Genomic DNA, 23,098 nt, shown 5'->3' on the forward strand with positions numbered 1-23,098 from the left:
AGTTTATGAGTTCATTGGCTAAATTATTAAAAAATAAAGGTACAAAGGCAGGGAGTTTTTATCTATTCGGTAACTTATTTAACAAAGCAATTGTGTTCTTAACAACACCTATTTTTACAAGGATGATGTCAACGTCCGACTACGGTATAGTAAATACCTATTTGTCATGGGTTACAATTTTATCAGTTGTTGTTGGACTATCATTAGGGAATTCAATTAGAAATGCGTATATAGATTTTAAGGAAGAGATAGAGGATTATATTTCTTCAATTTTTTTTCTATCTCTTCTAAACTTCTTAGTAACTTCAGCAATAATACTATTAATATCCTATATTTATATTAATCAAGTAGATATCATATTAATAATATTATGCTTATTACAATCTTTTATGACATTTATTATTAATAGTATTTCTATAAAGTACATGATATCAATAGACTATATAAAAAATACTATTCTATTAGCTTTACCTAACATTCTAATAACGATTTTATCTGTTTTTTTCTTGTGGAAAATGAATGGGGAAGAGCAGTATTTTGGTCGAATAATCCCGTATGTTGCAGTTACATCAATAATAGGAGTTTGTTATCTAAGTTATTATTTTATTAAAAGTAAATGCTTTATAAACAGAGTATATTGGAAATATGCAATTGGATTATCATTACCTTTAATATTCCATGGTCTATCAATAAATATATTAAATACATCAGACAGAACTATGATAACGGCTTTTCGGAATGCATCAGAGACAGGTATTTATAGCCTAGCATATAGTTTTAGTATGATTGCACTTGTTGTCACAACATCATTAGAAAATGTGTGGATACCATGGTTTACCAAAAATCTAAAAAATGGCGAGAGAAATGTTATAAATAGAAATGTTAAGTTATATATTGAAGTTGTTGTGGTAATTATGATTATAATCCTCATGGTAAGCCCAGAGATTATTGAAATAATGTCCCCAGAGGAATATTGGAGTGGAAAAATATTAATTGCTCCTATATTATTGGCCTCATTCTTTATATTTTTATATTCCATTTCTGTTGATCTTGAATACTTTTATAAATCAACGAAAATTATTGCGATTAATACAGGGATTGCTGCGCTTGTAAACATTCTTCTTAATTTAATATTCATACCATTATATGGTGCATTTGCTGCAGCCTTTACAACAGTTATTGCATATATAGTATCTTTTGGAATCCACTATTATGCAGCTCGTAAACTTGATAATCAGTTATTTCCATTTAAAATATACGTTAAACCTATCATAAATATGATTGTTGCAGTAATTTTGTCCTATTTAATTTTAGACTATACTATTTTAAGATGGGCATTGTCCATTATTGGATTCAGTATTTATATAATAATATCACTAAAAAATGAGAGGTTTGCAGCTTTATTAAAGTAGAAAAAGTACTTGACCAAATAGTAATATCGGAGGAGTTTACATGCAATTTAAAATCTTAGATTGTACATTAAGAGATGGTGGATATTATACAAACTGGGACTTTCCACGAAATCTTTTAGATAAATATATTGAAACAATTTCCGAATTACCAATTGAGTATATAGAGATTGGATATAGGAGTCCTGCAAAAAAAAATTACCTAGGTGAATTCTTTTATACACCCATTGAAACCATTAACAGAATCAAAGAGCAATTAAATTCATCCAAGAAAATTGCAATAATGATTAACACAAAGGATATAAAAAATGTTGAGGAATTAGAAGATATTTTGAAAGATTTTAAAGGGAAAATAGATCTTGTAAGATTTGCTGTTTCTCCTACCAATATTAATAACGCTGTATTATTTGCTAGGAGAGTAAAAGAAATTGGATTTGAAGTTGCATTGAATCTAATGTATCTATCACAAAAGAGTGCTAGAGAAATTATAAATGAGGTTAATTTTATCCTTGACCATGTAGAAAATATCGACTTTATTTATCTTGTGGACTCATACGGTGCCTGTTTACCCTCTGAAGTGAAAGATAAATTCTTAACTATTAGGCAAGAATATAATGATCTAGCATTTGGATTTCACGGTCATGATAATATTCAACTAGCTTATGCAAACTCATTAGAAGCAATTAATGCTGGTGTAAATATAGTTGATGTAACTATTACTGGAATGGGACGAGGTGCCGGTAATTTAAGTACTGAGTTGATATGCTCTTATATAGCTTCAAACTATAATATTGATTTAGACTATACAAATTTAGTAGAACTTGTAGAAAGGTTTAATGAGTTAAAAGCAGAGTATGGTTGGGGAACATCATTACCTTATATGATCTCAGGGTTTAATAATCTTCCACAGGGAGAGGTTATGGATCTTATTTCTTTAAAACGTTTTTCAACTAATAATATTATTAAAATAATTAAAAATAAACTATACAACGAAAAACCCAAAAATACAATTAATGAGGCCATTGAATTATCGCATAGTGGATTTACTAGTAGTGATTATGATTTTACTGTCTTAGTTGGTGGTGGAACATCTGTAATACAACATATTGAAGGTATTAAAATACTAAATAGTAAATTTAATATCTTGTTTATCCATTCTACAACAAAACACTTGGATTTATTTCTAGAGAAAGGATTTAACAATTTAGTGTGTCTTCCTGGAGATGAAGTAAAAAAAGTTAAGTCCAATATTAATAAAAGCGAAACATTGAATTTTATAGTTTCTAATGAGATGGAAAAACAAATATTAAATTCTAAGTACTTTTTAATTGGAAATTCGAATATTGATTCACTACTATTTGGGGATAAAATTTTCACCAAGGATGCTCCTTTATTTATGGCGTTAAAAGTTACTGATATCCTGAGTATTAATAATTTCTATTTAATCGGTTTTGATGGATATGATGTAGAAACACAAACTAATAAAATTTTAAGGGAAGAGAATCAAACTATTATAGATGAATATTCAAAGTTAAATCAAAAATTGGTTAGTTTAACTCCATCAAAATATAATATTGAAGTAAACTCTCTATACTCATTAATAGTTCATGGTAATAAAAACAAATAAAAACATCCATGATTTTCGGCTCTCAACCATGGAAGAAAATATTTTTCATAGAAAAAAATTAACTTAGGTAATGAATTATTTTCTAATTTAATTATTAGTCTAAAGTTGGAGGTCTTAAAATGAATCAGTCACCAGTTATAGCTTTCTTACCATGTAGAAAGGGAAGCCAAAGGGTAAAACAAAAAAACATACGAACATTTGCTGGAATTCAAGGAGGACTAACTAGAATTAAAATTGAGCAACTAATAAATTGTGAAAAGATAGACAAGATAGTTGTATCAACAGATGATGAAGAAGTTATTACAATTTGTGAGACAGTTTTAAGTTCTTCTTCAAAAAAATATAAAATTGATAATCGGCCAAAAGAGTTAGCAAGCTCAGAAACATCAACAGATGAGTTAATTAAATATGTCGGTCAGATTATACCAGAAGGGGAAATACTATGGACTCATGTTACAAGTCCTTTTATCACTTCAACAATTTATACAGATGCAATTAGAGCATATCAAGAACTTAAGGAACAGAAGATTTGTGATTCTTTAACTACAGTTACTAAACATCAGAAGTTCTTTTGGGATAAACAAGGTCAGCCTATTAATTATAATCGTACAAATGAAAAATGGCCCCGTACCCAAACCATGAATCCCATATATGAATTAAACAGTGGTATTTTCCTTTGCGATATTAGTATTTATCGTAATCTACAAGATAGAGTGGGTGTAAATCCATACTTGTATGAGTTAAATAGCTATCAAGCTATGGATGTTGATTGGGAAGAAGACTTTGAACTTGCTGAGATTTTATGGTCAAAAAATAATTTGATTAGCTCACTAAATAAATGATTTTTTCTAAATAAGGCTAATGATTCTTATATTGTTAAAGTGCTTAATCATTATTCTATAATATTATTATAGTGGAAATATAAAATAGGAGTTATTTTAATGATTATAAACATGCTAGAAGAGTATGATATTGTAATTTTTGATTGTGATGGGGTAATAATTGATTCTAATTTGTTAAAATGTGAGGCATTCGGTAAAGCTGTTGATGGATATCCCAATAATATAGTTGAAAGTTTTGTTGATCACTGTAAGAAAACATTTGGAATATCGAGGTACTTTAAATTCAGGGAATTCTTTAATGAATTTGCTAATGAACCATATGATGATAAAAAATTCCATTTATTTTTAGATCGATATGAAAAATTATGTAAAGAACTCTATAGTATCGCTGAGTTAACTCCTAGTGTTAAAAAGGTACTTTCTTCATTAAATATTTTAGGCCATAAACTTTATGTTGCTTCGGGAAGTGATGAAAGAGAACTAATTGAAGTTTTTGAGCAGAGGAGTTTAGTACAGTATTTTGAAGCAATCTATGGGTCACCAAAGAAAAAAACTGAATGTGTTGCATCAATATTAGATAATAATCTGGGTCTTAAGGCTGTTTTTATTGGAGATGCTCTATCAGACCTTAATACTGCCAAGGAACACAATTTAGACTTTATTTATATGAATAGGTATACAGTTCAGTCAAAAGAGCAGGATGAAGTTTGTAGAAGAGAAGCAAAAGTGGTTATTAACACTTTAGATGACTTCTTAATGGTTCAGTCACTGTATTCAAGCCCCCAAAGTTCTTGAACCTATGCATTGCGATCCAAAAAGTAGACAGTATAAAGTTCTAAGTTCTGGGTGCCTGTGCATTGCGATCCAAAAAGTAGACAGTATAAATTCGGATATAGCCGCTTAAGCCAGGGCTGATAAGCCCTGGTGCTTTTTCTCTTCTCATCATCTTGGAGTGTCTCAGAAAGTTGGTAGACAGTCAAGGAAAGCACTTGACAGTCTACCAACTTCCTGAGCTTTGGTTATCAAGCTGAGAAGGAGAAAAAATAGTCCTTGGTCCTCATCTGTTAACACGCTTTGGCGAAACGGACTGGTGTACGGTAATCTAACACCCCTTGGATACGGTTATGGTTGTAATAACGAATATAGCTGTGGATTAGCTCTGTAGCCTCTTCCATACTTTTAGCTGTTTTTAATTCATGTATTTCAGTTTTTAAGTATGAGAAAAAGCTTTCAATACAGGCATTATCAATGGCATTGGCCTTTCTGGACATACTAGGGTTGATAGTGTAGGTGTCCATTAACTCTTTCCATCTATTAGAACGATAGGCCATTCCCCGGTCCGAATGGATGATAAGTTTATTATCTATTTTTCTAATTTCTAATGCATAGAGCAGTGTATCTTCAACCAGTTGAACATCATGAGTTTTGGAGATTTGATATCCTAAAATACCATTATTGTGAAGATCCATGATGGCTGATAGGTATAGCTTTTTATCTGCAACAGGTATTTCTGTTACATCTGTGACCCACTTTTCATTTAATTTAGTAGTGGTAAAATCACGTTTTAATAGATTGTCATAAATGTGCCCAGCAGCGGTTACCTTACTGATAGTTGTAGATTTCTTCTTCGTTTTCCTTGACTGGCTTTTATAGCCTAATTCTTTCATCAACCTTCGTACCACTTTTTCACTTACGGGCAGATTATATTTATCTCTTAATTCAGCATGTACTTTTCTGTAACCGAAGTTTTTATTGTGTTCATGATAAATTATAGTGATATATTCTTTTATTTCTTTGTCTTTGGTAGATTCCTTTTTCTTTTTACCCTTGTTTTTGAGATATTTATAGTAGCCAGACCTTGATACACCTAATTTTTTGCAAATCTTATCAATAGGGTATTTACGCTTTAATTCATCAACTACTTTGAATTTGGCTTTTTTCCCTCCTTGTACAGAATTTGCAGATACTTTTTTAAGATTTCATTCTCCATTTCTAGCTCTTTAATCACATAATCTTTATCTAATGTTGGATGATTTCTAAGTTTAGGCTTTAAACCCACTTCTCCATATATTTCATAGTTCTTAATCCACTCATAAATATAATCAGGATCGGCGACTTTTAGATGTTTGGCAACAATCTTTACACTTTCTCCGGCCAATACTCTTTGAACTGCTTCCAGTTTGAGTTCAAACGAATATCGTTTATGAAATCTCTTTTTAGTAGACATATAATTCACTCCTTCATGACAATTATGGTCATAGATTTCCCGAATTATACGTGTCTACTGTAGTGGGCGCGATTCACTGTCACCGCCCGGAATTTGTCGAGAATTGCAGAATGATAGTGTTAAAGTTGATTGATTATTTGTAGAACTTAGATTATTAAACTGATAAACTAAAGTCAGCAACAATATATACAGGGTGGACGGTTGGCCACTTCCCGAGAAGGGAGGTGGAAATTATGACAATATATGAAGCAGTGATGGTAGCCCTTCAATCTAATTTAGTTCTGATAGGGTTATTTACAACGGTTTTAATCATTGTCAACCAAAGAAAAAAGTAGCCGTTCCTTCCCCCGACCAAAAGGATTAGGATAGCTACTTTTTTGTAAGAAACTATTTTAAACGGTCAGCCGCTCTTCATGCGGCATGTAGTTGCTTTGGCCAAGTGTTCACGCACTTGGTCTTTATTTTACCCTTACTCTAGTATCATTATACAATATAAGTTGTTAACTTAACAAGCTGACAGACCAACAGTCTTTTAGTAATATGGGGAAGCTCCCTGAGTTCCCAAATATCAGTCTCGTGCCAAATAGGAGATAGGAATATTTTGTTAGCCTCTCGTTATTTTGCTGGTTGCCAGATCCAATGAGGGCATATAGAAGACATCATAGGCATTAATTTTTTCTTTACAGGCCTGAAATGACGTTTTCTATATCTTTACAACCATAATGGATTGGTACTTCTACCGAATTAGTAAAAATAAGCTGCTCAAACGAGTCTATAGAAAAATGCGGGACTATAATGGAGAAAGGATGATCATGATTTTTGAATAGTTCTTTTGCTTCTTAGGTGTTTGGTGAGGATAGCGAAGAGGTCACACCCGTTCCCATTCCCAACACGGAGGTTAAGCCCTTCAGCGCCGATGGTAGTAGGGGCTGCCCCTGTGAGAGTAGAACGCTGCCAAGCAAAACAAAAAGAGTAGCAATTTAATTATGCTACTCTTTTTTATTATTTCTAATTAATTTTGATTAGTTTTAGGCTGCATTTATAATTGGTTTTTTAGGTCGTCGTTTTTTTGCTCTAATAATTTTCAAAGATAGATAAATGCCAGTTCCCGTTAAGAAAAGGAGACTGATTGAAACAATATCCAATACCCATTTAATATTTACTTCCCCAATTTGTCCAACATGTAATCCTCTAACAAATGCAGCAAATCCATTGGATTCTTTTCCAATAATTTTTCCATCTGGTGATATGGTGATTGTAGTCCGCTTAGCATCATTTAATACAACTATGTATGCTCCATGATTCATTACTACAGAAATCTTATCTAAATTGAAAGCCCCAGTTTCACTTGCCTTCTTAATTGCATCTGTCATACTTAACTTTTTGCTAGTTTCGACTCCAGAATGGGCAGTATGTTCATGTGAAGTAGATGTACGAGAACCACCACTCATAATCCAACGTTCTGTAAGAAGCAGTCCGGAGCCAACTTCTAAAAATAGTAATAATGAGGTAATAAGTCCAATCCATAAATGTAATTTTCTTGTCCTTTTCAAGTAAATCCCCCATTTCAAGTTATGTAATAAAATTAAAATAACTTATAGTTTTGAGGAACGAATGAAATATGCAAGTGAAAAGTATGAAATTTTTGATCGAAATTAGAAGGAATATGAGCATTATTTCAGATGAAATTTCTTGCAACAGGGCATTTGCTTCAGGATAGATTCATAAAGCTCCGTCACAGTGACGCCCCAAAATTATTATAGAGGCTCTTAAAGAGACAAAGGGCCGGTTCGTTTGTCTTATTCCAGTATTTCCTCTGAATACCGGTAAGAGTGGACCATACGAACCGCCCCCTTGGTGCATACATCAGATAGCGGAATCCTTTGCCTTTGCTATTGGCTCGTAAGCTTGCCCGTTCATTCTTTCTGGAAGCTCTAGGATTGATTGATTTAGTGTATCTAATTTCGTCTCTACACGATGCAGTAGATAAAACGTGACAACAACCGGAAAGCCATAATCTTGAATGAATGGCAGTAGTTGTTCCAAACTGCATTCCTCCTTTCTTTGTAAGTGGAACATGGGGACATGGGGACAGGTCCTCTGTCCCATTCAGGTAGTGGGACAAGGGACCTGTCCCCCCGCCCCCAGGACAAGGGACCTGTCCCCGTGGACCGGACCCACCCGTAGACCAAACGAACCGCCCCCATGTGACAAAAGGGAGCACTGGGCTCCCTTTTGTACTATAGACCTAAGTCTACTTCTGTTACATTGTGCTCTACGAGGCGTGCTCCTTTTTTCGATACGAAATCGCCGCCGGTAGATACGAAAACATTAGCTGCAAGAATCGTATCCATTGCAGCAGCAACATTTGCCGCGTTTACTGGCTCAATTGGATCGTCGATTGAAATGGTAGCTGTTTTTCCTTCCACATTGATAAACTGTAACTCTAGCTTTTTAGCCATGAATGTCCCTCCTTTCCTTTGTTATAGGCCATCATTACTCTGCTGTGATTTCATAGTTGCTGTTACGTTGGATGCTAATCAATGTGTACTGTTGAAGGCCTGCCATTGCTAGTGCAACGCTTTGGATGCCATCTGGTGTTGCTGTTGTTTTTAAGTTGTTGTAATTCTTTGTCTTGTAGATGTGGTTGCCCTCATCATCAACACCTTGATCATACTGGAGTCTTAGTTGACTATCGTTCATTACCTCTGCTGCCATTTGTTCATCACCTCCCCTCACTCTATAAATAGGGGGGTGGATGAAAAAAGGGAGATGGGATTTTAAATTTTTAATCAACATTCCATTCAAGTAGCGCCAATAAACACATTTCGCGCGCCTAGCCAATTTTTACATAAAAAGCCGGATTTAAAACCAAGCACGTTGAAGCAAAGTGATTCCCTCATAAATTTCGTTTTCACTAAGTCCAGAGAATCCAAGAAGAACTTTTGAACTTTGATTTGTAGGTGGATTTTCATAGTAGATGGATACGGGATATACCTTAACCCCTTCTTTCTCGGCCGATTCAATAAGCTCCTCTTCAGACATATGATTATTTGGTTCCAGTAGAACATGCAAGCCCGCTTCGGCACCGATTACCTGTACTTTTTCCCCCATTATATTTTTAATGGCTGAGAGTATGGCGGCATGTCTTTTTTTGTATATATTCCTGACCTTATTGATATGTCTTTCCCAATGACCGTTTTCCATAAAGAGCCCCAGGGTATGCTGATGAAGTCTGGAAACGGTTTGTTTATATAGGATGAATCTCTCCTTATAGAGCGCTAATAATGAAGGAGGCAATACCATATAACTTAAACGTACGGAAGGGATGAGAGATTTTGAAAAAGTACCCACATAGATCACGTTTCCATGGTTATCAAGACCCTGCAGGGAAGGGATTGGTTTCCCTTGATATCTAAATTCTCCATCATAATCATCCTCGATAATAAACCCATTTTCTTCTCTAGCCCATTCAATCAATTCCATTCGCCTAGATATAGGCATTACGGTTCCGAAGGGAAATTGATGAGAGGGAGTAACATAGGCAGCTTTCACCCCGCTTTTTCGTAATTCTGTTATACATATTCCTTTTTCATCAAGGGGGATCGGCTTAATCTCTGCCCCATAATCCTTTAATACAAATCGTACTCGATGAAAGCCGGGTTCTTCCAAACCATAGGATATCTGTCTACCTATCATGCAACATAGCAAACTGATAATATACTGCGTTCCTGCCCCAATGACAATATGCTCGGCTGAACATCGGACTCCTCTTGATTGGTAAAGATATTGTGCAATAAATCTGCGTAGGGATAGTTCTCCTTGAGGATCACCGTTTAATAAAAGATGGCTTTGATCCGAATAAAGAACTTGATTAGTTAGTTTACGCCATATTTCGTATGGAAAATGGATTAAATCCACGTCCCCGTGTTTAAAATCATAGCGGATAGAGGGTGGTTCTTTGATATCCGTGCTCTGACTCTCCATCCATACGGCATTATTTGCTTTATTACTCAACAAAAAAGGTTCGTTTTTTATCTCCACAACAAAAAAACCTTTTCTTTCCTCGGTTTGAATATATCCTTCAGCTAGAAGCTGTTGGTATGCAGCATCGATGGTATTCCGACTCACCTTTAAGTATTCAGCTAATTTTCTTTGGGAGGGTAACTTGCTTAGAGGGGGGATTTTTCCACTTTGTATTTCATTTCTAATATAATTATACAGCTGGATGTAAAGAGGCTCTTTTCTACTGATATCCAGTGTAGGAGTAATTTCTAGCATAATGTTCACCTTCCTTTTAATCTGGATCTATTAAAAATATGAAAACTGGCACTATTGATAATACCAATATTCTTTCTATACTAAGGATACAGCAAGGGCTGAAAAAAATGAATGATTGATTCTAAGGGGGATATCACATGCGGAGAAAAGAATTTTCCATAACTGAGAGACAGGAGATTGAGCAATTTTTATCGGAGATGAGTTTTGGTTTTTTGGGCACCATTAATGAAGATGGACTTCCTGACATTACACCACTGAATTTTGTTTACTATAAGGGGTCAGTCTATTTTCATGGCAGTAACAAAGGACAAAAGTTCACCAATATTTCTCAGCATCCTTATGTTACATTTGCTGTTGCAAGTGAATATGCGCTTTTGCCGTCCTATTTTACTGACCCAAATCTCGCATGCCCGGCTTCTGCGTTTTTTAAGTCGGTAATAATAAAAGGGAATGCATCAGTCATTGATGACCTTGAGGAAAAAGCGGAAGTGTTTACGGCATTTATGGAAAAATTGCAACCTGAAGGTGGCTATCAACCTATTGATGTGAATAACCCTGACTATAAACGAAACTTAAAAGGAGTCATGTTGGTTAAGATATCTGCAGTAGATATATCGGCAAAATTTAAATTCGGCCAAAATTTAAACGAAACTAAATTTAACCAAGTTATCGCTGGCCTTGAAAAACGAGGAACAGAAAAGGATAAACAGGCAATTGATAATATGAAGCGATTGAGAAACAAGAGGTGAAACAAGAGGAAACAAGAGGGACGGTTCTTAGTGTTTCCCTAGTATTTGCCAATTTTCCACCCGACTTGTTAATGCCATGCGAAAGTTAAAGTAAAGTGGACCAAACGAACCGTCCCCTTGTCCCATTTTTTCTAAGTAGTCAAGCTTAATTAAACGTTTGTTTAATAGATTAATTCTATGCAAAGTATTTTTTAAACGCCGGAACAGCGCTATTTTTCTTTTACCTCTTAACAGGACTACAGTTCAATAATCATGCCTCCACAACCTGTCCTATTTCAACTTTTTACGTATAAAAATTATAAAAAATTGATTTATATCAATTAATAATGAGAATGATTTTCATATAATAGGCTTATAGTAAAGGAATTCACTCTTGTAAAGAGGTGATTGTAATGGTAGTTGAAATAGGTAAGCTGGCAGAACAAATTCAAATGATGCGAAATGAAATGCTTTTAACTGCAGAGACTGCTGGTATAAATAGTCAGGAGACACTACGATGCAGTCAAAAATTAGATCAACTTATTCTTACTTACCAAAAAAAATGTAGGGCGCTGCTATCAAAAATAATGGAATGGAGTGGGGCACATGATCGATTTAACGTTGTATGTTATGGGAATATCATGCTTGAATTGTATTCCTTCCATTGAAAAAGAAATTCATGATTTGAATGGAATTTTTTCCTTCAAAGGCATGTTGCCGAAAGGAAAGATTGTCATAAAGTTTAATCCTAGTGTCGTAAGCTCCGAAAATATAGTTGATAGAATTGAAAACAAGGGCTTTTCAGTGGTTAAGACGATACAAAAAGAAGAAAGATTCGTGATGTTTGATTAGGTTTTTGGGGAAACAGTGGGGACGGTTCTTATTGTTTCCCTAATATTTGCTAATTTCAGTAACAAGGGGGCTTGGGGCATGTGTTGAACCAGCCCCTTGTTCCATTACCAATGAATAAGCGCTTACTTACTAGTAGTTTGGGACAAGGGACCTGTCCCCATGTCCCTTAAGGTGTATCTATCCATTGCTGAAACAAAGATAACAACCCCGTTGTTCGCACAAATTCAGGTGAAACTCCCATGTCATAGAGATCCTCGAAATATAACTCCTTGAACTTCTTTTTAACGATTCCATAGAAATACGCAATCGGCTTTTTTACGGCTTTGGTGAATTTAATTTTACGCATAAGTTGTTTAAAGGCTGCGATGGCAATAGAAAGAACTTGTTCTGAGTCATTTTCGCAATTATTTTGGTAAGCAGCGATTTTCACCATTCTCCAAAACTCTTCGATGATTTTGGCATCATTAAAATAAATTTTTACCCATTGCACAAAAGATGTTGGAACTTGTTCATTTGTAAAAGTATAATCTAGTCTTTGTCTAGGTTGGTCGTCGTTCATACGTTTATTTATATTATTTTGATTAGTTTTAATAGGATTACTAGTTTCATTATGGTGGTCCAATTTTTCCTGTTTAGGTGGTTCATTGTTAGTGGTAGGAAAACGGTTGAATATATAAAGGTTGCTGGACTGGGAGCCATTCTTTCTTTCTGTTTCATGGACTTGAAGGATTCCTAGTTTTTTAGCCTTCAGGATCATTCTTTTGAAAGTTGAGCGGGAAATGCCGTTGTCATTGTACTCTTCATGAATCGCTTTTAATACTGTTCCAATTTTAGCATTACAAACCCCAGGAATCTTCGCAGAAAAGCGAACTAGACGCTTGAGGCCAACAAGCTCAGCTTTTGAAAACTCATGTTTATGCTCAAGAAGCCACATTTCCATGTGGGTGTTGAATTCTTTCAGACTGCTAAATTGTGAATACTGTTTGAATCCATCGATATTGCCAGATTTAATGTTCATTCTTTTGCACCACCCTTTCATAGTAGAAATAGTGCCGAAAAACGAAAAAGGGAGATGGGGGAGGGAATTTTTTTGAACACTGGGGACGGTTCTCGCTGTTTCCCTAATATTTTCCACACAACACCGTGGGGACAGGTACAATGTCCCGTCTCGTTTCTATTTAAGTGGGATATGGGACACTGTACCTGTCCCCATGTCCCTCTGGGAAAGTAGCATATAACGAGGTCCTCCCTCATAGTATTTTACAGATGACAAATGAAACCGGATGAAGCTAGATTTAGACCGCTGGAAAGAGGTTTAGTCTTAGTAAGATTTATGGAAAAGGCATTTGTCAGATTAAACAATTTTTACATATGAAATTGTGTAGGAAAGAGAGGAGTCGTAAGATGAAAGGGTTAAGAAGGTTTATTATGTTGTCAGTAATCACAGGGTTACTATTCATCTCGTCTGTTGCATTTGCCCATCCAGGTAGAACAGACTCGAGAGGTGGACACACATGTCGGACAAACTGCCCTAAATGGGGACTGGAGTACGAAGAGTATCATTATCACAATGGAGGAGGTTCTTCAAAAAGTGCTAGAACTTCAACATCACATAAAAGTACCAGCACTTCAACGAAGTCAACCTATAGTACTCCAAAACCAGCGGTAAAAACGCTAGATGTAAATGTAAATGGCATTAAGCAATATTATGATCAACCAGCAATTTTAAAGGACGGACGTACGTTAGTACCTTTACGACCTATTTTCGAATCATTAGGAGCAACGATAGAATTTAACTCAAAGACTGATATGATTACAGCTACAAAAGGTAATCGAACCGTCATATTAAGGATTGGGTCAAAGCAAGCTACTGTTAGTGGGAATGCGGTTTATCTCGATGTTCCATCACAGCTTATAAATAACAGAACGATGGTACCTTTACGTTTTGTAAGTGAGGCTATGGGAGCAGCGGTTACGTTTGATGGGGATGTGAACATTTCGTTTTGAGACAGGGGAAACAGTGGGGACGGTTCTTGCTGTTTCCCTAGTTTTTGCCAATTTAAGAAACAAAGGGGGATCTGGGGCCTGTGTTGAACCGGCCCCTTGTTCCATTACCTATGAATAAGTGCTTACTTACTGGTTTACTAGTAGTTGTGGGACACTGTACCTGTCCCCATGTCCCTCAGTTCTTATTCCATATTGTTATTCGAGTAAAATAATGATATATATAATGTGGGCTATAATAGTAGTTTTTTAAATTCATATAAAGCTTATTTGATATTTTAAGAAAGGGAGAAGGGGCATATTTGATGAAATTAAATGCACTAAAAACAAAGCTGATCATCGCATTTTCTGTAATTTTAATTATACCTGCATTAAGTATTGGTGTATCAGCCTATTCATCTGCAAAGGATGCGGTTGAACATGAAATAATGGATGGAATTGATGAAAGTATTAACCTGTTGAATATTTCCATTAACAACACCATTCAACCCAAAATACATGATGTGGATATTTTCTATCAAAAAGTTACCTCAGATTTGGTTCAAGGCGAAAGTAGCCCTGAATTACGGAAACAATTTTCTCAGTATGCAGTAATGCATCCAGAAATACAGAGTATGTATATGGGAACTAACGCTGGGGTGTTTATACGTGAGCCTTACATGAAAATGCCGGATGGTTATGATCCGCGGGCAAGAGATTGGTATAAGGAAGCCATGGAGAAGAAAGGTGAAACGGTTATATCACCTCCTTATGTTTCTGCGAGTACAGGAAAAATGGTAATCACGATTTCGCGTGTAAGTAAAGATGGCCTAGGTGTCATTGGAATTGATATCACATTGGATTCACTCCAAGATATAACGAATCAAGTGAAGATTGGTGATAAGGGCTATGCCATTCTTTTAGATAAAAATAAAAAATTTATTTCCCACCCGACTCAAGATGGCGGCACTGATGCAAAGGAAGCATTTTATGAAAAGATGTATGAGCAAGACAAAGGCACTTTTCATTATAAGCTTGAAGGTACAGACAAAATAATGAGCTTTGCAACTAATGATTTTACTGGTTGGAAAATCGGTGGGACCGTGGTTTCAGCTGAAATTACGAATGCGGCCGCTCCGATTTTAAAACATACTGCTCTCATTATTGTTGTTGCTTTGATTGTAGGGTTTGTCATTATTTTCTTTATCATTAGATCCATTATCAAACCGATTAAGCAGCTAAAAGAGAAAGCAATTACTGTTAGTAACGGCGATTTAACAGAACATATTGAGATTCATACAAAAGATGAAATCGGTGATTTGGCTTGTGCTTTTAATGATATGGCCCACAAACTACGGGGGGTTATTCAAGAGATTAATAGTAGTGCTGACCATGTAGCCGCTTCATCTGAGGAATTACAGGCAACAAGTGAACAAGCTACAAAGGCTACTGAGCAAATTTCTGCTGCTATACAAGAAGTGGCTGGTGGAAGCGAAACACAGGTTGCAAGCTCCCGGCAAAGTGCGATAGCAATGGAAGAAGTGTCAATTGGAATCGGGCGGATTGCTGAGTTCTCGACTACCGTTAAGGATTCTGCACAGGAGGCTACTGCCTTGTCAGAACAAGGGTATCAATCACTACGGGATGCTATTCAGCAAATGGACTCCATTGAATCAGGAACACTCGCTACGACGGCAGCTATTAAAAAATTGACGGAGCGTTCTAAAGAAATTAGTAATATCATCGATGTTATTACTGACATCGCCGATCAAACGAATTTACTCTCTTTAAATGCAGCCATTGAAGCGGCTAGAGCAGGGGAACATGGAAAAGGTTTTTCTGTTGTAGCCAATGAGGTTAGAAAATTGGCAGAACAATCACGGACCTCAGCAAATCAGATTGTTGCTTTAATCCAAGAGATTCAGAAAGACACAGAAGTAGCCAATAAAGAAATGGATGGCAATATCAAAGAAGTGGATTTAGGGAAGAAAGTCATTCATAACACGGGAGAAGCCTTCCAGCAAGTATTGGAAGCCGTCCGCCAAGTAAATGACCAGATCCAAGAAGTATCGGCCACATCAGAGCAAATCTCAGCAAACACCGAAGAGGTAACAGCTGCAGTTGAACAGTTAACAGAAATTGCAAAAGAATCCTCAAGAGAATCCCAACATGTGGCGGCTGCTTCAGAAGAACAATTAGCCTCAATGGAGGAAATCAGCGCCTCCAGTGAAGCATTAAGCAAGTTGGCGCAAGACTTGAAGGAATTGGTGGCTAAGTTTAGAGTGTGATTTTTGGGAAACAGTGGGGGAAAACAGTGGGGACGGTTCTCGCTGTTTTCCTATTTTTTACCAAGACATAGGAAACACCAGGGAAAACACTAGGGACGGTTCTTATCGTTTCCCTATTTTTTACCAAAGGAAACACCAGGAGCAATTCTTTAGAAATTACCCAAATAGTGATATAGGTATAACGACGGAATGGAGTGAATTTTCTAGAAATACTAGCAGGAATTTTGTCCTAGGCGTCGAATAAAATGTAAGAACCACAATTTTATTTTCTTCAAATTACCTTGTAGGTTGATTTATTACTCCTCTGATTGTGCAGCAATCGCTGCGTTGGAATCTTCATTCTTTTTCACCTTATTCATTCATACAATTCATCCCAACATTCAATTCATTCCTACACTTGTCTATTTTTACCAGAGCAGAACTTATTGTGCACTATCGCCATCAGAGCGGGAGGATACTAGTTTTTTATTTTCCAAAGAACACAGAAATAAGAAGGAAGTTTGATGCAAGGTAATCGAGTTACATCTGAGTTCGCCTCAAAGAACAGAAAATGGATGGTGATGATTGAGATGCCGCGGGAGGCTAGAGAAAAAAGCGAAACCGGAAATTATCATATTATTTGGAGAGGTGCCAACAAACAGGAAATCTTTCACGATGATCTGGATTCAAGAAAGTTCCTTGATATTCTTAAAAACTATAAAATCAAATGCGCTTTAACTGTCCATGCTTGGTGCTTGATGGGCAATCATGCACATCTCTTGGTGAAAGAGGGAAATGAAGATATTTCTGTTACTATGAAAAGGATAGGGGTGAGTTATGCTGGCTATTACAACCGGAAGTACATAACCACAGGACATCTTTTTCAGGATCGTTTTAGAAGTGAAAATGTTGATAACAATCGATACTTTCGAACTGTTGTACGGTATATTCACCAAAACCCGGTAAAAGCAGGAATCGTTCATTCACCTAGTGAATGGAAATGGAGCAGCTGCCTTGGATACTACGGTAAAGGACTTTATCCCGAGAATTTGTTAGATAGCAGTGAAATGTTAGGGATGATTTCTACCGATACTAGGATTGCAAGGGATCGATTTAAAGAATTTAATGAAAGAAAAAATCATGATCAATGTTTAGAGGACCAAATTGAGAAAAAGGGAGTAACAGATGAAGAGGCAAGACTGAAAATCATGGAGGTTCTAGGGGAAATTGAAATCCCGCAGGTAAAAAGTTTACCTAAAGAAAAAAGAAAAGAAGTACTTCGGAAAGTAAAAAAAATCGATAGGATATCCTTGCGCCAGACCGCGAGGATATTGGGTGTTTCCGTAACCCTAATTTTTAAGGCGTGAACTGGGTGGAAACACTGGGGAAACACTGGGGACGGTTCTTTTTGTTTCCCTAATATATTCCAGATGATCGGGTGAAGGGTGCTTATCATCTACTACTTATTGCTTAGTGGACGGGATTTTTATCTAATAACTTTAGTACCGAAAAATTTGAGAATTATAGAACTAATGATTTGATTAAACCTTATAAGGTGTGCTGTTGAAGGTCTGCGATTGCTAGTGCTAGTGCACCGCTTTGAATACTTTCCGGTGTTGCAGTTATTTTCAGCTTATTATTCTTCGTCTTATAGATGTGGTTGCCCTTTTCCTCAACAAACCATACTGGAATCGTAGTTGACTATCATTCATACTTCAGCTGCCTTTTGTTCATCACATCCCTTCCCTTCCCTTCACTTTATAAAGAGGGGGGATGGACAAAGGAAAGGAGCATTCAATTTAATATTTAATTAAACATTTGATTAATTTGGTTTCATGGAAAAAATAGGGAAACAGCGAGAACCGTCCCCACTGTTTACCCACTGTTTACTTGCGTTGATAAATTTCCAAGATATAGTTATTATGGTTATAGAAAAGTGGGAACTTGAATTACATGTAAAAAATTAGGGAAACAGTGAGAACCGTCCCTAATGTTTCAAAAATGGGGGGATTGCTTTCATGAATATATTAGTAACCGGTGGAGCGGGATTTATCGGCTCGCATACATGTGTAGCCTTGCTAGAGGCAGGGTATACTGTGGTTGTGGCTGATAATCTTTGCAATAGTAAGGCTAGTACAATTGATAAGGTAAAACATATAACGGGTAAAGACATTACATTTTATCAGATAGATGTAACTGATGAGACAGCGGTGGACAAGCTGTTTTCTCAACATCGGTTTGATGGTGTTATTCATTTTGCCGGCCTTAAGGCAGTAGGGGAGTCGGTGGAAAAGCCGCTTGCTTATTATTTTAACAATATTGTCAGTACGATGGTGCTTGCTAAAGCTTGCCTGAAATATAGAGTAAACCGATTTGTGTTTAGTTCTTCTGCAACTGTTTATGGAGATAACACGGTACCATTTGTAGAAACGATGGATCTATTGCCAACAACAAACCCTTATGGGGAGACCAAGGCAATGAGCGAGCGGATTCTAACAGACATTGCAAAGGCCAATCCTGCTTTCTCAGTATCGCTTCTTCGCTATTTCAATCCAGTTGGTGCTCATGAGAGTGGCTTGATTGGGGAAGCACCAAATGGAATTCCGAATAATCTGATGCCATATGTGACCCAGGTGGCGAAGGGAAAATTAGAGAAGTTAAGAGTCTTCGGAAATGACTATCCAACAGTCGACGGCACGGGAGTTCGCGATTATATTCATGTCATGGATCTAGCGGAAGGACATGTTGCCGCTCTGGATCATTTGACGGAGGGCGTTTATATTTATAACTTGGGTACTGGCAAAGGTACTAGTGTGCTAGAATTGGTGGAAGCTTTCGAGGAAGCTAACGGTATCGAAGTTCCTTATGAAATTGTTGACCGTAGACCTGGAGATATTGCTTCTTGTTATGCGGATGCTTCGAAAGCAGAGCGGGAGCTGGAGTGGACAGCTAAGCGCGATATTATTACGATGTGTCGTGATGCTTGGCGGTTTGAGGAGAATTATAAAGAGTAGTGAGACAAGGGGACAGGTACAATGTCCCGTCCTTGTCTCTATTTAATTGGGAAGTGGGACATTGTACCTGTCCCCATGTCCCAAAAAAAGAGCAATCCGTTATTAAACGTGATTGCTCTTTTTTATATTATCAGACTAGTTTATCGGAGTTGGGGTACCTACTACGCCAGCACCGCCACCGCCGCCAGTAGGACCAACTGTCATTTTAATTGTATAGTCATTTGTTTTAGAGCCAACTGTATTTGTTAGAGTTGCACCCATTGTTAAAACATTATCATCATTGTCTCCATCAACTTTAGCCAAAATACTGAAGAAATCTTTTGTAAATCCTTCAGATTTACCAAGTGCAGTAAACAATGCTGGTAAGTCTATAACACTAATAATGTCCCCTTGAATATTATTTTCATCTAAAGTTTGGAGAATAAAATCTGGGTGAACATTAGTATTTATAATATTTTCAAAATCATCCTTGTTGTAAGTGGTTTCTAAGGAATCAATTAATCCATTAATGTCGATAGCATTGTATACTGCCTGAGCTGTACCGGCTCCATAAGAAGGTAGATCGCTAAATAATTTATTAAAATCTAACTCTTCGCCATTTTTGTATGATTGTACCAGTTCCTTAAAAGCGTCTTCTGGCAAAGCATCAAGAATATATGGAATCCTGCTATTTATATAGTCTTCTACAGGAGTATCCTGAATATCATTAATAAGACCATTTACGTGGATGCCATTTACACTAAATAGCTGATTTAAAACTTCAGGGTCATCAATTTTTAGCAACATTTGATTAATATTCAGTGCATCCAACACCTCTGTATTACTAACATTCGCGTTAGTGTAGGCATTGTAAATAGCATGCAAGTCCAATTTATTTAAATCAATAGTAGTTGCTGAAACATGAGACATATCAATTGTATCAATTGTTTGATTTACTCCGCCTGTTAATTGGATATCCCCCAATGAGCCTAGGTTATTAATTGATAGTGATAATTTGCTGTTATTATTAACCCTTACTGTAGCAGAAAAGATATCACTTTGAACTGTTGTTAAATCTACATTATAAACTTTACCATCAGGCGTTGGCGTTGAAACCACACCTCCAAACGAAATTTCTTCGAATTTTGGATCTACCGTTGTATCAACATTTATCTTAAAAGTCTTAGTTGCCGTATTGCCGATTTCTGTGGTTAAGGTTGCAGTTAATGTCACTTCACCATAAGTATTAGAAGTGATATTACCAACTTTATCAATCTTATCTGATGTCCAGGTAATGCCAATGTTCTTATAATCTTCTAAACCAGCATATTCCTCTAAATTTTGTTTTAATGTTAAGTTGTTTGTTACCTTTTTGATATCCTCATTACTCAATTTATCCCATGTTAGTTTATTAAGGGCTTCAAAAACATTAAGCTTATCTTTTTGGGTTGGTGTTAATTCATCTTTATTTACTACTACTTCAACTGTATTATCTCCAGTTACTTCAACTTTATCGAGGATATCTACAGCTCCTGTACCAATAAGTTTCACATTACTTGCTTCCACTTCAAGCTTAGCAATAGACACACCAGCTGGCACGCTAAGTTCAACATTAGCAGCTTGAATTGCAATGTTTGCAATAGCAGCTCCTGCTGAAGCAGTAAGTGCCACATTAGCAGTCTTCTCTATTGCGATATTTGAAACGCCAGCACCTTTTGCAAGATTAAGTGCTACATCACTTTCTGTTTGAATGGCAATATCTGAAATAGCAGCTCCTTCTTCAACATTAAGTTCAACAGCGCTTTGAATATTGACTGTTCCGTTAAAATGTCCTCCAAGAGCGATTTTTCCGCCACCAGTAATATTAATGCTTGGCTTATTTTCTGGGTCCGTATTCGTTAGCTCAATAGCCGCATCTTTATCACTTACTACAATTGAACCTTTGTGCTTAGCAGCACTTGAAAAAGTTCCATATTTAACATTTTGTATATCAGTATCAGCGATTATTACATTATCGTCTAGTTTAATAGTTCCATTTGGAATATTAACTATTAGTTTGCCTTTTACCTCAATATTACGAAGTTCAATAACCTCATCAGCGGTACCCGTAATTGTTAAATTCCCTGTAATCGTCGTTTTTCCAGAATTAGGGCCAAAAGTCTCAGCAGATTCTTTATCAATATTGATTGTATAGCTATCAATTGTCTTACCGCTATTTATATCATCGGAAGGGGTGACAGAACCAGCGCCGCCACCACCAGCGCCGCCGCCTTTAGCAGCGTCAGGGTTAGTTTTACCGTTGATTTTAGCGATTTCTTTTTTCATATCATCATAGTTTTTAATAATGTCTTTAGCTACAACACCAGCAGGAAGGACAAGGTTTTCAACGACTGTACCTTTTGCTAGCGTAATTTTGGTAGATTTTACTAATTCTAGTGTTCCAATCTTAGAGGCGTCTAAAGTCATTTCCTTTGTTGTGTCAACGACTACGTCGTCAGCCTTAACATTAAGGGTAAGGTTATCAACGCCATCTTTCACCGTTACCTTTGGAAGGACCACATTGGCATCTGCAGTAATAGTAGCATTGCTTGTTACAACTACTTCTTTAATAGTTGTAGTTCCTTTTGGCTCAACACGAACGTCTTTTTTATTTACTTCAACCGTATTTAAAGTAGCATCAGTGAACACAACAGTGTCGCTGTCGCCGCCATTGATGATGGTTTTACCTGAAACTGTAATGTTTTGTGAGTAAAAATCATTTAGAAGCTCTTTCCCAATCTCTAAATCTCCAGTAACGACTAGGTTTTTAACAGATACAAAGTTTCCGGCAATTTTTAATTTGCCAATGGTATTGTTATTTCCGTCTAGGACAATGTTTTTGCTGAATTCTTCGTCAGCGCTTGAAGCTTGTCCACTTGCAGTTACCTCTAGATATGTAACCTTTGTGATCGTTTGGTTTGAAGATACAAAGCTGATTTTTGCATCTTTTAACACACCGCTATTTGCTGTATTAAAAATACCTTTAAGATTATCAGCAATTTGGTAGCTTGCGCCGTCAATGGTAACTGCTTCATTTGTTACAGCATCAATTTTCGCTGAAGCTGTTGTAGATGCAGATAAAAGTCCTTTGCTGTCGGCACGTTGCAAGAATACGGTTGCTTCTGCACGTGTAGCATTATCATTTGGTGCAAAAGTAGTAGCTGTTTTACCAGATACTAATTGAGATTGATATAAAGCTGCTACAACTTCCTTGAACCATGCATTTGCAGGAACATCAGTGAATGGCAGAGCAGTACTGTTGTCCGCTGATAGATTGCACACTCTTGTAAGTAGGGCCGCAATTTCAGCACGAGTGATTTTTTTATTTGGCTGGAATGTGCCGTCTTCGTAGCCGCCAACAAGGCCAAGGTCTGCAAGTGCAGCTACTGAGCTATAATACCAATCATTTGTATGTACATCTTTAAAGTTAGGATTGCTAATAGAAGCTGTATCCAATTCTAGCGCTTTTACTAAAAGTGCAGAAAACTCGGCACGTGTAACAGGTTTGTCTGGCTTAAATGTGCCATCCGGATAACCGCTAACAACACCTTTTTGGACAAGTTCCTGTACAGCTTTGTAATAGTAAGCATCTGTAGATACATCTTTGAAAGAATTTCCAGCTGCATCTGCTACAAAACTCCCACCTATTGGGGAAACTACAACTGCCGCTGAAACGGCTGAAGCAATGAGCTTCTGTGAACTTAGTTTTCTTATAGATTTCTTTTTCATTAAAAAAACCACCCCTTCTTCATTTTATGTGCATTTGACAATTTGACTATTGTATAACAATTAGACTAGCATTCTTGATAACTGTAAAAAGTTTGAAGAAAAAGTACATATGTTTACTTCT

The 23,098-nt window shown here is 36.5% G+C and carries 20 protein-coding genes, 1 rRNA gene and 1 pseudogene; 12 read left to right on the top strand and 10 right to left on the bottom strand.

Going from position 1 to position 23,098, the window contains the following annotated elements; all coding sequences use genetic code 11:
- Positions 1-5 precede the first annotated feature (5 nt).
- The 4 genes from ACNQFZ_RS12895 to ACNQFZ_RS12910 all read left to right on the top strand — a co-directional run bounded on the left by ACNQFZ_RS12895 (position 6) and on the right by ACNQFZ_RS12910 (position 4,673).
- Positions 6-1,412: a lipopolysaccharide biosynthesis protein gene (locus ACNQFZ_RS12895; RefSeq protein ID WP_458411751.1), complete on the top strand. Its 1,407-nt coding sequence runs from the start codon at positions 6-8 to the stop codon at positions 1,410-1,412.
- Between the two features lie 40 nt (positions 1,413-1,452).
- Positions 1,453-3,036: a hypothetical protein gene (locus tag ACNQFZ_RS12900; RefSeq protein ID WP_458411752.1), complete on the top strand. Its 1,584-nt coding sequence runs from the start codon at positions 1,453-1,455 to the stop codon at positions 3,034-3,036.
- Positions 3,037-3,155: 119 nt separating this feature from the next.
- On the top strand, positions 3,156-3,878 hold the full coding sequence (locus ACNQFZ_RS12905; RefSeq protein WP_458411753.1) for an acylneuraminate cytidylyltransferase family protein: 723 nt from the start codon (positions 3,156-3,158) through the stop codon (positions 3,876-3,878).
- Between the two features lie 99 nt (positions 3,879-3,977).
- Complete coding sequence (locus ACNQFZ_RS12910) at positions 3,978-4,673, top strand: HAD family hydrolase (protein ID WP_458411754.1); 696 nt, start codon at positions 3,978-3,980, stop codon at positions 4,671-4,673.
- 269 nt (positions 4,674-4,942) lie between these two features.
- Here ACNQFZ_RS12910 and ACNQFZ_RS12915 read toward each other — a convergent pair.
- Positions 4,943-5,794 (bottom strand): annotated as a pseudogene (locus ACNQFZ_RS12915) (IS3 family transposase); the annotation flags it as partial.
- 2 nt (positions 5,795-5,796) lie between these two features.
- Positions 5,797-6,105 carry a transposase gene (locus ACNQFZ_RS12920; RefSeq protein ID WP_458411755.1) on the bottom strand — a complete coding sequence of 103 codons (309 nt, stop codon included), beginning with the start codon at positions 6,103-6,105 and terminating at the stop codon, positions 5,797-5,799.
- An 846-nt stretch (positions 6,106-6,951) separates the two neighbouring features.
- Here ACNQFZ_RS12920 and rrf point away from each other — a divergent pair.
- Positions 6,952-7,065 (top strand): 5S ribosomal RNA (gene rrf, locus ACNQFZ_RS12925).
- Between the two features lie 68 nt (positions 7,066-7,133).
- Here rrf and ACNQFZ_RS12930 read toward each other — a convergent pair.
- The 5 genes from ACNQFZ_RS12930 to pdxR all read right to left on the bottom strand — a co-directional run bounded on the left by ACNQFZ_RS12930 (position 7,134) and on the right by pdxR (position 10,386).
- Positions 7,134-7,658: a PepSY domain-containing protein gene (locus tag ACNQFZ_RS12930; protein WP_458411756.1), complete on the bottom strand. Its 525-nt coding sequence runs from the start codon at positions 7,656-7,658 to the stop codon at positions 7,134-7,136.
- Positions 7,659-7,971: 313 nt separating this feature from the next.
- Positions 7,972-8,151: a YvrJ family protein gene (locus tag ACNQFZ_RS12935; RefSeq protein WP_458411757.1), complete on the bottom strand. Its 180-nt coding sequence runs from the start codon at positions 8,149-8,151 to the stop codon at positions 7,972-7,974.
- A gap of 194 nt (positions 8,152-8,345) precedes the next feature.
- Positions 8,346-8,567 carry a DUF2922 domain-containing protein gene (locus tag ACNQFZ_RS12940; RefSeq protein WP_458411758.1) on the bottom strand — a complete coding sequence of 74 codons (222 nt, stop codon included), beginning with the start codon at positions 8,565-8,567 and terminating at the stop codon, positions 8,346-8,348.
- Positions 8,568-8,601: 34 nt separating this feature from the next.
- Positions 8,602-8,823 (bottom strand): DUF1659 domain-containing protein, encoded by a 222-nt coding sequence (locus ACNQFZ_RS12945; protein WP_458411759.1) that lies wholly within the window; start codon positions 8,821-8,823, stop codon positions 8,602-8,604.
- 147 nt (positions 8,824-8,970) lie between these two features.
- Complete coding sequence (pdxR, locus tag ACNQFZ_RS12950; protein WP_458411760.1) at positions 8,971-10,386, bottom strand: MocR-like pyridoxine biosynthesis transcription factor PdxR; 1,416 nt, start codon at positions 10,384-10,386, stop codon at positions 8,971-8,973.
- A gap of 137 nt (positions 10,387-10,523) precedes the next feature.
- Between pdxR and ACNQFZ_RS12955 the strand changes: the two genes are divergently transcribed.
- The 3 genes from ACNQFZ_RS12955 to ACNQFZ_RS12965 all read left to right on the top strand — a co-directional run bounded on the left by ACNQFZ_RS12955 (position 10,524) and on the right by ACNQFZ_RS12965 (position 11,966).
- A complete protein-coding gene (locus ACNQFZ_RS12955) occupies positions 10,524-11,135 on the top strand; it encodes a pyridoxamine 5'-phosphate oxidase family protein (protein ID WP_458411761.1) in 612 nt (203 codons plus the stop codon).
- A gap of 392 nt (positions 11,136-11,527) precedes the next feature.
- Complete coding sequence (locus ACNQFZ_RS12960) at positions 11,528-11,782, top strand: Spo0E family sporulation regulatory protein-aspartic acid phosphatase (protein ID WP_458411762.1); 255 nt, start codon at positions 11,528-11,530, stop codon at positions 11,780-11,782.
- On the top strand, positions 11,745-11,966 hold the full coding sequence (locus ACNQFZ_RS12965; protein ID WP_458415382.1) for a heavy-metal-associated domain-containing protein: 222 nt from the start codon (positions 11,745-11,747) through the stop codon (positions 11,964-11,966). The genes ACNQFZ_RS12960 and ACNQFZ_RS12965 overlap by 38 nt, the downstream gene beginning before the upstream one ends.
- Before the next feature lie 166 nt (positions 11,967-12,132).
- Here ACNQFZ_RS12965 and ACNQFZ_RS12970 read toward each other — a convergent pair whose 3' ends face one another.
- Entirely contained in the window at positions 12,133-12,984 is an 852-nt protein-coding gene (locus ACNQFZ_RS12970; RefSeq protein ID WP_458411763.1) for a hypothetical protein, read from the bottom strand.
- Between the two features lie 386 nt (positions 12,985-13,370).
- On the opposite strand from ACNQFZ_RS12970, the gene ACNQFZ_RS12975 reads away from it, so the two are divergent.
- From ACNQFZ_RS12975 to ACNQFZ_RS12985, 3 genes are all read left to right on the top strand, one after another.
- Positions 13,371-13,973 (top strand): stalk domain-containing protein, encoded by a 603-nt coding sequence (locus ACNQFZ_RS12975; RefSeq protein ID WP_458411764.1) that lies wholly within the window; start codon positions 13,371-13,373, stop codon positions 13,971-13,973.
- A 302-nt stretch (positions 13,974-14,275) separates the two neighbouring features.
- A complete protein-coding gene (locus ACNQFZ_RS12980) occupies positions 14,276-16,237 on the top strand; it encodes a methyl-accepting chemotaxis protein (RefSeq protein WP_458411765.1) in 1,962 nt (653 codons plus the stop codon).
- Positions 16,238-16,740: 503 nt separating this feature from the next.
- Positions 16,741-17,583 (top strand): transposase, encoded by an 843-nt coding sequence (locus tag ACNQFZ_RS12985; protein ID WP_458411766.1) that lies wholly within the window; start codon positions 16,741-16,743, stop codon positions 17,581-17,583.
- A 181-nt stretch (positions 17,584-17,764) separates the two neighbouring features.
- Here the strand turns inward: ACNQFZ_RS12985 and ACNQFZ_RS12990 are convergent, their stop codons facing one another.
- On the bottom strand, positions 17,765-17,908 hold the full coding sequence (locus tag ACNQFZ_RS12990; RefSeq protein ID WP_458415383.1) for a DUF1659 domain-containing protein: 144 nt from the start codon (positions 17,906-17,908) through the stop codon (positions 17,765-17,767).
- A gap of 326 nt (positions 17,909-18,234) precedes the next feature.
- Between ACNQFZ_RS12990 and galE the strand changes: the two genes are divergently transcribed.
- Positions 18,235-19,230, top strand: coding sequence for a UDP-glucose 4-epimerase GalE (galE, locus tag ACNQFZ_RS12995; RefSeq protein ID WP_458411767.1), 996 nt, complete (start codon positions 18,235-18,237; stop codon positions 19,228-19,230).
- 135 nt (positions 19,231-19,365) lie between these two features.
- Here galE and ACNQFZ_RS13000 read toward each other — a convergent pair whose 3' ends face one another.
- Positions 19,366-22,977 (bottom strand): S-layer homology domain-containing protein, encoded by a 3,612-nt coding sequence (locus tag ACNQFZ_RS13000; protein ID WP_458411768.1) that lies wholly within the window; start codon positions 22,975-22,977, stop codon positions 19,366-19,368.
- Between the last annotated feature and the right edge of the window lie 121 nt (positions 22,978-23,098).

It is taken from the genome of Schinkia acidoalkalinis (assembly GCF_054301215.1).

What these genes read in the sequence shown, in the direction of transcription:
- ACNQFZ_RS12940 (WP_458411758.1), bottom strand. Translation starts at nt 8,567, where the DNA reads ATGGCTAAAAAGCTAGAGTTACAGTTTATCAATGTGGAAGGAAAAACA.
- ACNQFZ_RS12910 (WP_458411754.1), top strand. Translation starts at nt 3,978, where the DNA reads ATGATTATAAACATGCTAGAAGAGTATGATATTGTAATTTTTGATTGT.
- ACNQFZ_RS12945 (WP_458411759.1), bottom strand. Translation starts at nt 8,823, where the DNA reads ATGGCAGCAGAGGTAATGAACGATAGTCAACTAAGACTCCAGTATGAT.
- ACNQFZ_RS12955 (WP_458411761.1), top strand. Translation starts at nt 10,524, where the DNA reads ATGCGGAGAAAAGAATTTTCCATAACTGAGAGACAGGAGATTGAGCAA.
- ACNQFZ_RS12920 (WP_458411755.1), bottom strand. Translation starts at nt 6,105, where the DNA reads ATGTCTACTAAAAAGAGATTTCATAAACGATATTCGTTTGAACTCAAA.
- ACNQFZ_RS12905 (WP_458411753.1), top strand. Translation starts at nt 3,156, where the DNA reads ATGAATCAGTCACCAGTTATAGCTTTCTTACCATGTAGAAAGGGAAGC.
- ACNQFZ_RS12985 (WP_458411766.1), top strand. Translation starts at nt 16,741, where the DNA reads ATGCAAGGTAATCGAGTTACATCTGAGTTCGCCTCAAAGAACAGAAAA.
- ACNQFZ_RS12970 (WP_458411763.1), bottom strand. Translation starts at nt 12,984, where the DNA reads ATGAACATTAAATCTGGCAATATCGATGGATTCAAACAGTATTCACAA.
- ACNQFZ_RS12895 (WP_458411751.1), top strand. Translation starts at nt 6, where the DNA reads ATGAGTTCATTGGCTAAATTATTAAAAAATAAAGGTACAAAGGCAGGG.
- galE (WP_458411767.1), top strand. Translation starts at nt 18,235, where the DNA reads ATGAATATATTAGTAACCGGTGGAGCGGGATTTATCGGCTCGCATACA.
- ACNQFZ_RS12900 (WP_458411752.1), top strand. Translation starts at nt 1,453, where the DNA reads ATGCAATTTAAAATCTTAGATTGTACATTAAGAGATGGTGGATATTAT.
- ACNQFZ_RS12960 (WP_458411762.1), top strand. Translation starts at nt 11,528, where the DNA reads ATGGTAGTTGAAATAGGTAAGCTGGCAGAACAAATTCAAATGATGCGA.
- ACNQFZ_RS13000 (WP_458411768.1), bottom strand. Translation starts at nt 22,977, where the DNA reads ATGAAAAAGAAATCTATAAGAAAACTAAGTTCACAGAAGCTCATTGCT.
- ACNQFZ_RS12975 (WP_458411764.1), top strand. Translation starts at nt 13,371, where the DNA reads ATGAAAGGGTTAAGAAGGTTTATTATGTTGTCAGTAATCACAGGGTTA.
- ACNQFZ_RS12980 (WP_458411765.1), top strand. Translation starts at nt 14,276, where the DNA reads ATGAAATTAAATGCACTAAAAACAAAGCTGATCATCGCATTTTCTGTA.
- pdxR (WP_458411760.1), bottom strand. Translation starts at nt 10,386, where the DNA reads ATGCTAGAAATTACTCCTACACTGGATATCAGTAGAAAAGAGCCTCTT.
- ACNQFZ_RS12965 (WP_458415382.1), top strand. Translation starts at nt 11,745, where the DNA reads ATGGGAATATCATGCTTGAATTGTATTCCTTCCATTGAAAAAGAAATT.